This window comes from Planococcus sp. BI3 (assembly GCF_056680115.1).
In genome coordinates this window covers 3,150,514-3,163,295 of the sequence record NZ_CM155266.1, presented here as the reverse complement: position 1 = coordinate 3,163,295, position 12,782 = coordinate 3,150,514, and the positions used below count along the sequence as shown (strand labels likewise).

At 45.1% G+C, this 12,782-nt stretch carries 14 protein-coding genes; 3 read left to right on the top strand and 11 right to left on the bottom strand.

Features of this window, described 5'->3' with window-relative positions:
• Positions 1 to 75: 75 nt before the first annotated feature.
• The 4 genes from AC1MEO_RS15855 to msrA all read right to left on the bottom strand — a co-directional run bounded on the left by AC1MEO_RS15855 (position 76) and on the right by msrA (position 2,748).
• Positions 76 to 861, bottom strand: a complete 786-nt coding sequence (locus AC1MEO_RS15855) for an ABC transporter permease (protein ID WP_480332023.1) — start codon at positions 859 to 861, stop codon at positions 76 to 78.
• On the bottom strand, positions 858 to 1,739 hold the full coding sequence (locus AC1MEO_RS15850; protein ID WP_480332021.1) for an ABC transporter ATP-binding protein: 882 nt from the start codon (positions 1,737 to 1,739) through the stop codon (positions 858 to 860). Before AC1MEO_RS15850 ends, AC1MEO_RS15855 begins: the two co-directional genes overlap by 4 nt.
• Positions 1,736 to 1,930, bottom strand: a complete 195-nt coding sequence (locus AC1MEO_RS15845; protein WP_480332019.1) for a PLD nuclease N-terminal domain-containing protein — start codon at positions 1,928 to 1,930, stop codon at positions 1,736 to 1,738. The genes AC1MEO_RS15850 and AC1MEO_RS15845 overlap by 4 nt, the downstream gene beginning before the upstream one ends.
• Before the next feature lie 137 nt (positions 1,931 to 2,067).
• Complete coding sequence (msrA, locus tag AC1MEO_RS15840; RefSeq protein WP_480332018.1) at positions 2,068 to 2,748, bottom strand: peptide-methionine (S)-S-oxide reductase MsrA; 681 nt, start codon at positions 2,746 to 2,748, stop codon at positions 2,068 to 2,070.
• Between the two features lie 157 nt (positions 2,749 to 2,905).
• Here msrA and AC1MEO_RS15835 point away from each other — a divergent pair, with 157 nt between their 5' ends.
• A complete protein-coding gene (locus AC1MEO_RS15835) occupies positions 2,906 to 3,490 on the top strand; it encodes a protein-L-isoaspartate(D-aspartate) O-methyltransferase (RefSeq protein WP_480332016.1) in 585 nt (194 codons plus the stop codon).
• Between the two features lie 66 nt (positions 3,491 to 3,556).
• Here AC1MEO_RS15835 and AC1MEO_RS15830 read toward each other — a convergent pair whose 3' ends face one another.
• Positions 3,557 to 4,066: a DUF2243 domain-containing protein gene (locus AC1MEO_RS15830; protein WP_480332014.1), complete on the bottom strand. Its 510-nt coding sequence runs from the start codon at positions 4,064 to 4,066 to the stop codon at positions 3,557 to 3,559.
• A 306-nt stretch (positions 4,067 to 4,372) separates the two neighbouring features.
• Between AC1MEO_RS15830 and AC1MEO_RS15825 the strand changes: the two genes are divergently transcribed.
• The gene (locus AC1MEO_RS15825) at positions 4,373 to 5,068 is read left to right on the top strand and encodes a Na-translocating system protein MpsC family protein (RefSeq protein ID WP_480332012.1); all 696 of its coding nucleotides are present in this window, start codon (positions 4,373 to 4,375) and stop codon (positions 5,066 to 5,068) included.
• A 125-nt stretch (positions 5,069 to 5,193) separates the two neighbouring features.
• Here AC1MEO_RS15825 and AC1MEO_RS15820 read toward each other — a convergent pair whose 3' ends face one another.
• The 3 genes from AC1MEO_RS15820 to AC1MEO_RS15810 all read right to left on the bottom strand — a co-directional run bounded on the left by AC1MEO_RS15820 (position 5,194) and on the right by AC1MEO_RS15810 (position 9,231).
• Positions 5,194 to 5,388, bottom strand: a complete 195-nt coding sequence (locus AC1MEO_RS15820; RefSeq protein ID WP_480332010.1) for a hypothetical protein — start codon at positions 5,386 to 5,388, stop codon at positions 5,194 to 5,196.
• A 400-nt stretch (positions 5,389 to 5,788) separates the two neighbouring features.
• The gene (locus AC1MEO_RS15815; RefSeq protein ID WP_480332008.1) at positions 5,789 to 7,012 is read right to left on the bottom strand and encodes a MalY/PatB family protein; all 1,224 of its coding nucleotides are present in this window, start codon (positions 7,010 to 7,012) and stop codon (positions 5,789 to 5,791) included.
• Between the two features lie 110 nt (positions 7,013 to 7,122).
• Complete coding sequence (locus AC1MEO_RS15810) at positions 7,123 to 9,231, bottom strand: type IA DNA topoisomerase (RefSeq protein WP_480332007.1); 2,109 nt, start codon at positions 9,229 to 9,231, stop codon at positions 7,123 to 7,125.
• Between the two features lie 138 nt (positions 9,232 to 9,369).
• Between AC1MEO_RS15810 and AC1MEO_RS15805 the strand changes: the two genes are divergently transcribed.
• Positions 9,370 to 10,047, top strand: a complete 678-nt coding sequence (locus tag AC1MEO_RS15805; protein ID WP_480332005.1) for an oxidoreductase — start codon at positions 9,370 to 9,372, stop codon at positions 10,045 to 10,047.
• A gap of 381 nt (positions 10,048 to 10,428) precedes the next feature.
• Here AC1MEO_RS15805 and AC1MEO_RS15800 read toward each other — a convergent pair whose 3' ends face one another.
• The 3 genes from AC1MEO_RS15800 to AC1MEO_RS15790 form a co-directional block, all read right to left on the bottom strand.
• Positions 10,429 to 11,205: a sulfite exporter TauE/SafE family protein gene (locus tag AC1MEO_RS15800; protein WP_480332003.1), complete on the bottom strand. Its 777-nt coding sequence runs from the start codon at positions 11,203 to 11,205 to the stop codon at positions 10,429 to 10,431.
• A 59-nt stretch (positions 11,206 to 11,264) separates the two neighbouring features.
• The gene (locus AC1MEO_RS15795; protein WP_480332001.1) at positions 11,265 to 11,492 is read right to left on the bottom strand and encodes a sulfurtransferase TusA family protein; all 228 of its coding nucleotides are present in this window, start codon (positions 11,490 to 11,492) and stop codon (positions 11,265 to 11,267) included.
• A gap of 155 nt (positions 11,493 to 11,647) precedes the next feature.
• Entirely contained in the window at positions 11,648 to 12,775 is a 1,128-nt protein-coding gene (locus AC1MEO_RS15790; protein WP_480331999.1) for an MBL fold metallo-hydrolase, read from the bottom strand.
• Positions 12,776 to 12,782 lie beyond the last annotated feature (7 nt).

The following is a 12,782-nucleotide window of genomic DNA, read 5'->3' as shown; positions in this document are numbered from 1 at the left end:
CGTTGCCTACTAACCCCAACAAAAGTACAGATTTCAGCGAAGCTCTTACGGATATTTGTCCCGTTCATTTCCAAACTAAACTTTGGTTTTGGCTTTGTTTTTCTGAGCTGACCAGCTGCCTAAAAGGAATAAAATGAAAATCATAAGAACCGCAAGTCCGATGGATCCCCATAGGCTGGCGTTATCCGGGTTCCCTGTCAGCCAGGCTGCTGCATATTGAGGGATTTTCACTGGCGAGACAGACCAATTCGCTCCGAATAAACCATCGGCCAATTGAAGAAGTACATATACCGCGAATGCGACAGCCGCGGCAAGTCCGCCATTCGGCAAAGCGGCACTAGCAGCCAAGACAACGGTAAGGATCAGCAGCACCCAAAAGCTGTATGAGCCCATCATTTGAAGAAGCTTGATGAATTCCACCTCTCCGAAAAATAACAATGTATAGTAATAGCCCGAAAAGAAACCGAGCCAAACGCTGGCCAGGGAAATAACCGCAGCCGTTGCCCATTTGCTTAGAAAATAGGCTGGGAAGGAAAGCGGACGCACATACAGTAAAGTGGCCGTGCCGCTTTTCCGTTCTCCAGCTATGGTTCCCATATATGCCAGAATCAGCACGACGATTCCGATGGTTTGAAATTGTTCCATAACTGCCATCAAAATCTGCTCCGGTGCAGGAGTCGGCATTTCAAATACTGCCCCCTCCGGCAAACCGCCGGATGCCTCCAGTATTTGCGGAAGAAAATAATTCACCGCAGGCTCTGTAATGCCCAAAAGGATGAAAATAGCAGGTATCCAATATACTTTATAATTCCGTAAATTTTCCCGCCATTCTTTTTGCATCAAAATGCCGAATTGCTTCATTTGGCAGCGACCACCTTTAAAAAGATTTCTTCCAATGAAGCCGTTTGGAACTCGACCCCCAGAATGTCCTGTCTTTCAGAAGCCAGAACCTGAAGCACCTGTGGCATGCTTGGACCATCTTCCTGAACCGGAAGAAAAATGGAATCCTCTTTAACTTCGGATTTCCACGCTTGTCCCTCAGCAAACTCCACCGCTTGGGCATGGTTTTGAAAGCGGATTCGGATACAAGGATTGGCATGCCGACTTCTGACTTCATTCAACGAGCCTTGTTCAATCAGCCGTCCGTCTCTCATAAACAACAACTGGTCCGTCATTTCTTCCGCATCGTTTAAAATATGGGTCGAGTACAGAATGGTCGTATCCTGTTGCAGGGATTTCAATAAGTCCATGATTTCCCGGCGGCCAGTGGGATCCAAAGCTGAAATCGGTTCATCCAGAAGAAGCAGCTTGGGTTGATGGACAATGGCTTGCGCAAGACCCAGACGCTGTTTCATGCCTCCTGAAAAAGCTCCTGTTTTTTTAGTTAAGGCAGTTCCAAGACCCACAAATTCCAGGGTGCGTGTTGCCTGAAATCTTGCTTTTTTTGCTTCGATACCGCTTAATTTTGCAGCCATTTCCGTAAATTCAAGAGCTGTCAACCAAGGGAAAAATTGCGGATACTGGGGAAGAAAGCCGATAGTCAGCCCTTCAGCCATGGTGATTTTTCCACTTGATGGAGACAGGAGATCAGCCAACATCGATAAAGTGGTCGTTTTCCCTGCTCCATTCGGACCGATTAAAGCCGTAGCAGTGCCTTCTTCCAATGCAAAAGAGAGCTCTTCAGCCGCGCTTTCCTGTCCATAACGTTTGGTAAGCCTTTCTATCTCTACGATGTTCAATAATTTCTCCTCCCGATAACAAAGTAAAGTATGGGTCCGATAATGTTAATGACGACAATAAGTACGCCCCACATCCATTTCGGACCGTTTGGATGTGGGTTTTTTATCAAGTCCACCAACGCAAAAATCATCAAAGCCAGTTGAATGATAAGGATTGGCAGCAATGCCAAAATCAAAGTTGTTTGATCCACTGGATGTCACCTCTTCTATCTATTTTTGAAAGACCGTATAGTTCTATGTTCTCTGCCTTCGCTGCCTTTCCCTTTTTTTACAAAACACAAAAAAACCGAAGACGGCGTTCGTTCGGTTTTTTCTCCCTTTGCCTTGCTTACCATTTCATCTTTGAAAAGAGATCACTCAAATAAGCCTTTTCATTTTCCCCAATGGTCCAGTGTGCTATTTCCTCCAGTACACCCATTTTTGTACCGTAGCCTTTCACAAATCCGTTTAACCGGGCAGCGAAAGTTGAGTCCGTCAGCAGTGACTGATCCGGGTAAATTTCGGCAGTCTGTTCCAACGCCTTAGGATAACACTTCAAGTAATATTTTTGATGACGTTCCTCGGCCGAAGTGAATTGGCTGAAAGGTGAAATTTCCGTTTCGATCGGCTCCCCTAACTGCAGCTCCATTTCCTCTCTGATTCCGTCAATCGTTTGCCGCTGCTGCTCTGTGTGGTAATGCAGCAAAGAGATATACTGTCTCCCTTTATAATTATCACGATTCGGGTAATGATTCTGCCAAAATTCCCTAAGCACCTCTGCATAACTGATCATCAATGGATCGAATTCAATTTGGACTGTTTCCGTATGATCGCCCATTCTGCGGTAAGTAGGAGACGGGAGCGTTCCGCCCGCAAAGCCGACACGCGTTCGGACGACTCCAGGGATACTTCCAAACCGGGCGTCCGGTCCCCAGAAGCAGCCCATCCCGAATGTTGCGATTTCCAAGGGTTGATCATTTTGATGGAGCCCTTTTTCGATTTCCTCAATGGTCATTTGCTGAAATTCCATCCTGATCATCCCTTCTTTAAAAACCTGGATCTCCAGAGCAATTACTATACAGTTCGCGACGATTTCCTTAAAATTAATGTAACAAGACTGAACAGAAAATGCATGGCTTAGATACTCCCTTTGGTGCAGTTCCAATAAAAGAAAGTAGGTGCATGTAATGAACAGCCAACGAAAAGAAATCATTTCCTATTTCAAGCAGATGGACCGCAGCTTTTTTATGGACGCCAACAAAGACCTGGCCTCTTTTGACCAAGCCCTGCCTATTGGATTTGAACAAACCATCTCTCAACCATCCTTGGTTCTTGAAATGACGCTGGCACTTGATCTTCAGCCAGAACAGAAGGTACTTGAAATCGGGACCGGATCCGGTTTTCAAACTGCTTTACTGGCTGCTTTTTCCGGAACTGTCTACACCATCGAAAGGATTGAAGAATTGCAGAAGCGTGCTGAAGAACGGCTGGACCAACTAAACTTCCAAAACATTCATTATAGATTGGGGGATGGCAGTGAAGGTTGGGAAGAACATGCTCCCTTCGACCGGATCATAGTCACAGCTGCGGCTTCCGAAGTGCCGAGAGAACTGCTCGAACAATTAAATGGGGATGGAAAGATGGTTATTCCGGTTGGAAACTCCTTCAGCCAGGAACTCCGGTTGATTGAAAAGGATCCGGATGGTAAAACCCACACCACTCTTTTAAATGAAGTCCTATTCGTTCCATTAAAAGGCAAGTACGAAAGATAAAGCTGCCGTTCCCCTTGGCGATGATTATGGGTACATGCCTTGATAAAAGACTGTTGAATTTGAGGTTCATTCCCGGTTGCCGTTGGATTTTACTGGAGTGTTCGGGGTTTGCCAAAGCAGAACTATCCCAGCCAAAAGCAAAATCACTGCTGTGATATTCCAAACAAGATCATATGGCAACAAATCCACGCCGTAGCGGATTTGGTGAAGCTCTAATAATTTATGTTGAAAGATGCCATCGTAAAGTTGAAAAGCTCCGGCACCAACCAGGATTCCGCCTGTCCATCTCTTTGGCCACCAGGCTTTTCGCCGTTGAAGATCAGCCAAAAGAAATAGCGAAGCCACGGTCGCAAACCAGCTGAAGGCATGAAAAACACCATCTGAAACTAATCCCACATCAGTTGTAGATCGATCATAGAAATGATGCCAATGCAGCAATTGATGAAAGACTGTTTCATCAATAAACGCCACTAAGCCGATACCAAATAAAAGTCCTGACCAGACGTTTCTTTTGGCATGGACTCTTCGGTTTTTCTCTTTTGTGTAGTCAACGGTTTTGACTGTAGATGAAGGCATGGAATCCTCCTTTCTTGGCCAAGCAGGCAAGTAAAAGAAAAAGCCATTGCAGCTTTTTCCAATTAATACCCTTTTTTTACCGACACAAAACAAAAAGACGGAACAAAAACCTTATTGCTGATTCAATAATCCTAATTTCCTTCACAACAATGATTTTTTCTTCCTAAATAAATTTATAAGGAGGCAAAATCCCGATATCTTTTATTGATTTCTTTAAATGCCCATCCTAATCCCGTATAATAAAGCCAATTGAGCATTAGTAAACACCCAGAATCCCATACCCGTACAATAAAAGGAGAGCTAAACATGTCCAAAGAAAAAACAATGCACACTGAAGTCGGCAGCTATATTTCCACCTTATTGCGTGACCATTTCGGAAAAGGCCCTACATCAGTATTCGTGACAGTCAAACCTCCTTTTATTTCTATACACCTTCGTGGATTTTTGGCTCCAACTGAACGAATTTTGCTGAAGCAGCAGGAGCATCGAAGAGTGTTGGAAACGCGGGATCTATTGATGAACCAGTTAGCAGCGGATATAAAATTGGATTTATGGAAGATTGGAAAGCTGGAAGTCGAAGAGGTATATGCCGACTGGAATTTAGATGATCAGACCGGGATGATATTGGCTGTCATGGCTGATAAGTCGGGAGCAGAAGAAATTGCATGGGATTCAGCTATTCAAATTGAAAGCATTCGCGAAGAAGTGAATGAAGCCAGCCGAAAAGCGCAAAAAACACCTGAATCGACAGAATTGTACTGGTTAAACAACCGGACACTATTGATCGAACGGTCCGGAATTTTTGTTGAAATCGAAAAAGAGCTGATCCATGGCGGCTTTATCGAAGAATTGAAATTGGTGAAGCGCCCTTTGGAGCGAAGATTATTATTGCAGACACGCATCGAAGCTATCCTCAAACAGCCAATTCTGGAAGTGTTCCTTGACTGGAACTTCATTACGGATAAAGGGTATATTGTATTGCTGCTGGAAAACACCAAATAGCAAAAAGAAGCCAGCTCTCAGCTGGCTTCCTGGACTATGGACTGACTCGGTTAATTTGAGCAGTTTGTGGTCTTTTTTTTTGGGGGAAGTATCTATTGTTCCACAGCTTCTATACGGCACTCTTTTCAGCTGCTGATGATTTGAGCTGTCTGGCAATAGGGACAAAATTCATAGGAATCCTTTTCCTCCAGCTGCTCGATATACTCAATACGGTCAGTAAATTCTCTTTTATCGACAGGTGTTTCTATAAACCCACAGCGATCTCCTGCAAATTGGCGTTGATGAATTTTTTTCTTCTTATGGTCTACAAAGTAATACATAAAATCGCTTCCTTTCTTTTTCAGAAATAGGAAAAGCCGAAAAGAGTCGCCTCTGTTTCAAAGCAATCTTTTCGGCTTTTATATCAGCTCTATCGTCTGAAATATTTAACCAAGGTATAAAGAAAAAATTCAATCAATGAGGAATTCTTCGTTCTCCATTGATTGCTGGTTGATCCAATCCGACTTTTATGGACAGTGGCTCCTATTTGTAAAAGCGGGAACCTTACCGACCGTTAAAGCGGAGTAAAATTAGATGTGTTAGAGATATCGATCCTAATGGATGAATGAAATTTTATAACAAGTCGGAAACGCTATAGTTTTCCAAGTATTTTTATTATACTCAATTTCACTGTAAAGGTAAAGAGAACAGTAAACTCAATTGCCTGTAAAATCAGATACCTTATTGTTTCTCCACTTTCCCCAACCCTTTCTTATGGGAAATGTCTTCGAATTCCTTGGCTATTCTTTCCAAAGCTTCTTTAATGAGCGGCCGTGGGGAAGGCGTACAGATTCGTTGATAGAATTCTCCTTCTTCACCGAACATGCTGCCATCTTCCAGCAGGACATTGGCTTTGTTGTAGATGCGGTCGTGGATTTCTTTTGCCGAAATGCCGTAGCCGCTGAAATCCAGCCACATAATATACGTGCCTTCTGGAATGGCCACCTTCACTTCAGGCATTTTTTCAGCGAGGAACTCTTTTATATACGCCATGGTGGCATCGACATAATCCTTCAATTGCTCAAGCCATTCTTCCCCTTCATTGTAAACGGAGATCAATGCAGCAATGGCAAATGGAGACGCCAATTGCATGCCCATTTCAGTGGCGAATTTAGTACGCAGCTCTTCATCTGAGATGATGACATTGGTACAATGCAGCCCCGCAACATTGAAGGTTTTGTTGATGGCTGTACAGGTGATGATATGATCAATTTGGTCGGCTACTTTAGCCATCGGAGTAAATTGCTTTCCGTTGCGCAACAAATCTCCGTGGATTTCATCAGCTACGATCAAGACATTGTTTTCATGACAGATTGCAGCCATCTTTTTCAGCTCTTCTTCATTGAAGGTCCTGCCCGTCGGGTTATGCGGGTTGCATAGAATGAACATTGTCGTATGGTCATCCTTTGCCTTAGCTTCGAAATCCTCAAAATCGATGGAATAATAACCATCCGCCTCTTGTTTCAGTGCATTATTCACCACTTTCCGGCCATTCCCTTCAATCACTGAAGTGAACGGAGGATAGACAGGACGTTGGATGATGATGCCGTCTTCTACATTCGTAAACGCTTTAACAGCAATATTCAATGCATGAACCGTGCCTGGGCTATAGACAATCTGCTCTTTTTCAACTTTCCAGCCATGCCGTTTCTGCATCCAGGACTGGATGGCCTCAAAGTATTCATCCGGAAAAACGGAATAGCCGTAAATCCGGTGATCCACTGTTTTATGCAAAGCTTCAACTAAAGGTTGAGGAACCGGCAAATCCATATCGGCGGTAAACAACGGAATGGTGTCTTCATCATATCTTTCTGTAAGTCCGAATTGCTTGATCAGCTCTCCGCCGTCCCATTTCATGGAGTAGGTGCCTCTTCTGTTGACGATTTCATCAAAATTATATTTCATGTGAAACTCCCTTTCCGGTGCATTGTTATATCTTCTTTCTTCATTATCAAAGAAAGACTGGAGCCATTGCAACCAATCAAGCTTTTGAGTCTCTTCTCTACTTACAAACTTTAAAACTCCATCTTCAATTTGCCGTCTTCCAGCACCAGTTTGGCGTTGAATTTTTTGCCGTTCTTCGAAACAAAGCCTTTAATGACCGGCGTCTTTCCTTTTGTGCACAAGTATTCGATCTGCTTGGCCGTCAACCGTTTTTTTAGGAAGGTTGCCGGGAATGATTGCTTGCAGCCGTTATCGTATTCGGTGCAGTTGTAAGAGCCTCTTCGCGACACGATCATACCGGTCTTGCATCTTGGGCAGAGAGCGATTTCGTCTTTGGCATCGGGCGTTGCCATCTGTGCCGGCAATCCGTTTTTCTGCATTTGCCCAGGCACTTCATCCAACAGCTTCTGGATGAACTTGCCGATGGTCGCCAGGAATACTTCCGCTGACCCTTCCCCTTTGCCGATTTTTTTCAAATACGTCTCCCATTTTGCAGTCATCGATGGACTGGACAATAAATTCCCTTCGATAGATTGGCACAGGATGCGGCCTTTTCCAGTGATTGAAACAATGTTTTTGGTAACTGAGATATATTCATGCCGCTTGATCGTCTCAATGATTCCGCTTCTTGTCGCTTCCGTGCCAAGACCTTCAATTTCCTTGAGGATTTCGGTATCTTCCACGTCTTCGACAAACTTCCCGCAGGTCTTCATCATGGCGATCAATTGGCCTTCCGTATACGGTTTTGGCGGTGTTGTCATGCTTTCTTTAATATCGATCTTGCTTTTCGCCCGTTCCTGCTCCCGCAGTTCCGGCAAAGACGGTTCCACTTTTGCTTCCTTGGCTGGGGGAAACAGCTCCCTCCAGCCTTTTTCAAGCTCGGTTTTTCCAGTTGTGAAAAATGCCAGTCCTTTAACGTCCGTCGTCACTTTGGTTTCGGCGTAGCGGTAATCTTTATGGAACATCGCTAGAGTTGTGCGCAAAACTTCTTCATACAGATTTCGTTCGTCTTTTGCCAATCCTTCCAGTTTTCTTGCTGTCGGTATGGTTTTTGTAGGGATGATGGCATAATGCTCCTGGACTTTGGAGCTGTCCACGAAGCGCTTTTTCGGTGCTTTGGAAGCAATCGGGAACGGTGCATCAATCAGCTGCTGGTATTTTTCGACTTGCCCTGCTAAATAGCTGAACTCACCCGGTGTAATATGCTGGGTATCGGTCCTTGGATAGCTGACAAGTTTCTTCTCGTACAAGCCCTGCATGACGGATAATACCTTCGCCGGACTGTATTTCCATTTCCGGTTCGCTGCAGCCTGCAAGGTCGATAAAGAATGAAGCTGTGGCGGCGGCGTCCGTTTTTCTGTGGTTTTCACCTGAGTTACAATGCCTTCTTCTTTGGCGGTAATGGCATGTTTAGCCAGAAGCTCCTCCGCTTCTTTCCGTTCTTTTGCCCGCAGCTTCGCCTTGCCTTTGTAACGCCCTTTTTCTGCGTCAAAAATGCCTTCGATTTCATAGAAAGGCTCTGGGACAAACGCTTCAATTTCTTTTTCGCGCTGATAAATCAAAAAGACAGTCGGGGTCTGGACACGTCCAATCGCAAAAACTTCGCGTATCCCTTTTTCCTGAAGCAGGAGGGAATACAGGCGGGATCCGTTCATCCCGACGAGCCAATCGCTGATCTGCCGCGCTTTGGCTTCCTGGTACAATAACAGGTCCTGCCGGTTGTCCCTAAGCTCCTGAAAACCTTTCCTGACTTCGTCTGCTTCCAGCGAGTTGATCCATAACCGTTGGATCTTTTTGTTTTTGGCACCTGTATGATAATAGATGCTATAAAATATATTGGACCCTTCCCGGTCAACGTCACAGGCATTGATGACCGTATCGGTTTGAAAAATTAATTTTTTGATGATGCCAAATTGCTGCGCTTTGCCTCTTGCCACCTGGAATTGGTAGGCATCGGGCAGAATCGGCAGTGCAGAAAGTGACCATTTCCCCCATTTCGGATCATAGGCCTTTGGTTCTTTCAATTCCACAAGATGTCCGATTCCCCATGTGATATAGGCACCTTCCGGAAAAATTGCATCGGGAGCGATTTCAATGTAGCCGTCGCGTTTCGTGGTCTTGAACGCTTCAGCATAGGCCTTGGCCTGGCTTGGTTTTTCAGCGACTATCACTGGTTTCATGCACTTCTTCCTTTCCTTTGGTCTTTCTCTTATTGTACCCTTTCAGCCAAAGAATCAAAGCAAAAAAGACAATTCCCTGCATAGTGGGGTATAGTAGGTTCTAACAGAAAGATGACGCAGAAAAAGGAGTCGTTCAAAATGAATAACAAAACTGCTTTACTGGCAGGCGCAAGTGGACTGGTCGGCAACGAATTGCTCCATATCCTTTTAGAAAGCCCGCATTACAAAGGGGTGAAAATCCTGGTACGCCGCCCACTGGACATGGCACATGAAAAATTGGAACAAGTAGTTGCGGATTTCGATAAACTGGACGATTATGCCCAGCACTTCGATGTAGATGATGTCTTTTGCTGTCTCGGAACCACCATCAAAAAAGCCGGATCACAGGACGCATTCAAAAAAGTCGATTATGAGTATCCCTTAAAAATGGCTGAATTGGCAAAGTCGCAGCAGGCAAAGAACTTTTTGATCATTACGGCATTGGGTGCTGATGCTGAGTCAAAAGTCTTCTACAGCCGCACCAAAGGGCAGCTGCAGGTGCGCCTGAAGAAGATAGGCTTGACGGCACTGCATATTTTCCAGCCTTCTTTATTGCTCGGAGAACGCCAGGAATTCCGATTGGGTGAAAAAGCTGCCGCTATCCTAAGTCCTGCCATCAGCAAATTGCTGAAGGGGAAAATGATGAAATATAAGCCTGTCGAAGCAAGAAACGTAGCACTGGCTATGTACGAAGTGGCTCAAATCGAGCGGACCGGCAACTACACCTACCCATCAGACCGAATCGAAAAAATAAGCGCCCAAAGCGCTGACAGATAACAAGAGATCTTGGCCAAAACAACCATCAGCAACCAGGAATTCAGGGAAGTTGCTGGAATCGGTCCAAAACTAAGTAGCGGGCGCGAAGATGTCCCTTTAAAGCAGTTTTAAAGACCGCCATTCCTCCATTCCGGAAGCATTTTCGCTTGCGGACTGTATTTCACCCTACTTGGACGGTAAGCTCTATTAATGGAATAAAACCATTCTTCTTTTCAAATAAAATCCATAAGAAGGCCGTACCCCACGAAAACAGCTGGCATCCGCAAGCTATTTTCAAGGAAAAACTTCATACTACGAAGAAAAAACCGCTGGAGAAAAATCAATCCTTTTTCTCCAGCGGTTTTATTTTGGGGACTTAAGGGACAGTCCTCATTTTATGCCTTACAAAATATCTGTCCAAATTTTAATAGCTGTGGCTAAAATCAACAAAGCCAAAATCCATTGCAGGTATTTCGTATTCATTTTTTGTCCAAGCTTTGCTCCAAGAGGGGCTGCCAGTATACTTGCAACAATCATGACGACTGCCGGTCCATATAGGATCTGATCGGTGACGATTTTACCGACTGTCGCACCGATGGATGACAGAAACGTAATCGCAAGCGAAGTCGCGATCGTCATCCGAGTCGGAATTTTCAAGACGACCAGCATGATCGGCACCAGGATAAAGGCACCGGCTGCTCCAACGATTCCAGCGGCAATACCGACAATGAATGCCAATCCTGCTGCCAGCCATTTATTGAAGGTGACCTGGTCGAGCGGGATATCATCGACGCCTTTTTTCGGCATGAACATCATGACAACCGCAATGGTCGCCAATACCGCGTAGACAATATTGATGGCTTGCTCAGACAACAAAGTCGAACCGTAGCCGCCAATGAAACTGCCCACTAAAATAGCGCCGCCCATATAAGCGATCAAGGTTTTATTCAAATAGCCGCTGCCACGGTATGCCCAAACACCGGCGATGGTCGCAAAAAAGACCTGGATGGCGCTGATGCCCGATACTTCATGGGCGCTGAATGCCGTGTAACCCAGCATCACCGGTATGTAGAGCAGCATCGGATATTTGATGATCGAACCACCGATTCCCACCATTCCTGAAACAAAGGAACCTACAAAGCCGATGATAAAAATGACAATGATAAAGTCAATACTCATTTTTTTTCACCTTTCTAAAAGGGAAAAGGGCATCATGGCGATGCCCTTCCATCCAGCTCTTAGCCTTTCTTGATCCAGAATGAAAAGACATCGCCATTTTCTTGTGAATCCAGCAGCTCATGTCCGCCTGATTTTGCCCATGCTGCCAAATCCGCTTTCGCGCCTTTGTCAGTAGCCAGGATTTCGAGCACCTGTCCACTTTCCATTTCCTTCATTTCTTTTCTAGTTTTTACGATCGGCATTGGGCATGCCAAGCCTTTTGCGTCCAATACTTTATCTGCATTCATCAAAATCTCTCCTTTTGGGTTTTAGTTACTATTAAATTTCTTTCTCAATAAGGTTTTGCGTTTAGATGTTACCTGGATATGAAGCAAAACAGCGCAGACGCTCACGAGCCTCTGGCAAGCTGTTTTGCGGAATATCGACTGCCCTAAATCGTTGCTTACCGAACCGCACAGCGGTTTGGTCCAATTTCCATTTCACGCTGCACTTCTTCATCTGGTGCAATCTTACCCATATTTGTCTTGCGGATATCCTGATAAGCGTTCGGCTGCGGCGGCAGGTTCTTCGTGACCATGTCACGGAATTCCTGCTCGTCTGCAATATTCAAGCCGTGATTTTCCTTGAACAAGTCGCCTAATTTTTTAGCGACACTGCCATCTTCGTTCAATTCTTCGATGATCATGAAATGAGCTGGCAGAACAATAAGTTCATCGGCTAATTCCTTGTAACGAGTGTACAGGGATTCTCTTAAATCGCCTACCCAGTCATCAGCCAAGCCTGCAAGATCCGGCCGGCCGATAGAGTCGATGAACAAGATATCGCCTGTCATCAAATATTTATGGTCTACGATGAATGATGTAGAGCCGATTGTGTGCCCGGGTGAATAAAGTGCTTCAATGTCGATTTTTGAGCTGCCGATCGCCACTTCCAAGCCGTTTTCCAAAGCTGTATAGTCAAATACCACTTCTTCTGCGTCAGCCGGCGGCAAATAATAGCTCGCGCCTGTTGCTTCAGCAATCGCACGGCCGCCCGAAATATGGTCAGCGTGCAGATGCGTATCAAATACATGCTTGATGGTTGCGCCTTTTTCCTGCGCGAAGTCCAAGAAGATATCCGCCATGCGTGTTGCATCAATAACAGCGGCTTCCCCTTCAGAGATGGCCATGTAAGACAGGCATCCCTTGCCGAGGCGAACAAATTGATACAATTCGCCGCCGCCTTGCAATTCACCGACTTTTACTGGTTCCAGGTGTTCACTCCAGGCTTTCATGCCGCCTTCAAGATACGCCGCATCAACGCCTTCCTCCGACAGCATTTCTGCCACCATGACGGAAGAGCCTTCTTTTGCACAGACAACCAAAATATCTCTGTCTGTCGGCAGGTCTGAAACCACTTCTTCGACGCCGTCCAATAAATCGAAATAAGGTATATTTATATACTGGATATTGCCGCCTTCAATTTTCCAATCAGCAAAGGCATCTCCGTTTCGGACATCCAGAATGAATAACGGCTGATTATTCACTACTTTTTTTGCTACTTCACTTGCTTTCATCGCTTTTACAGTCATATTCAAA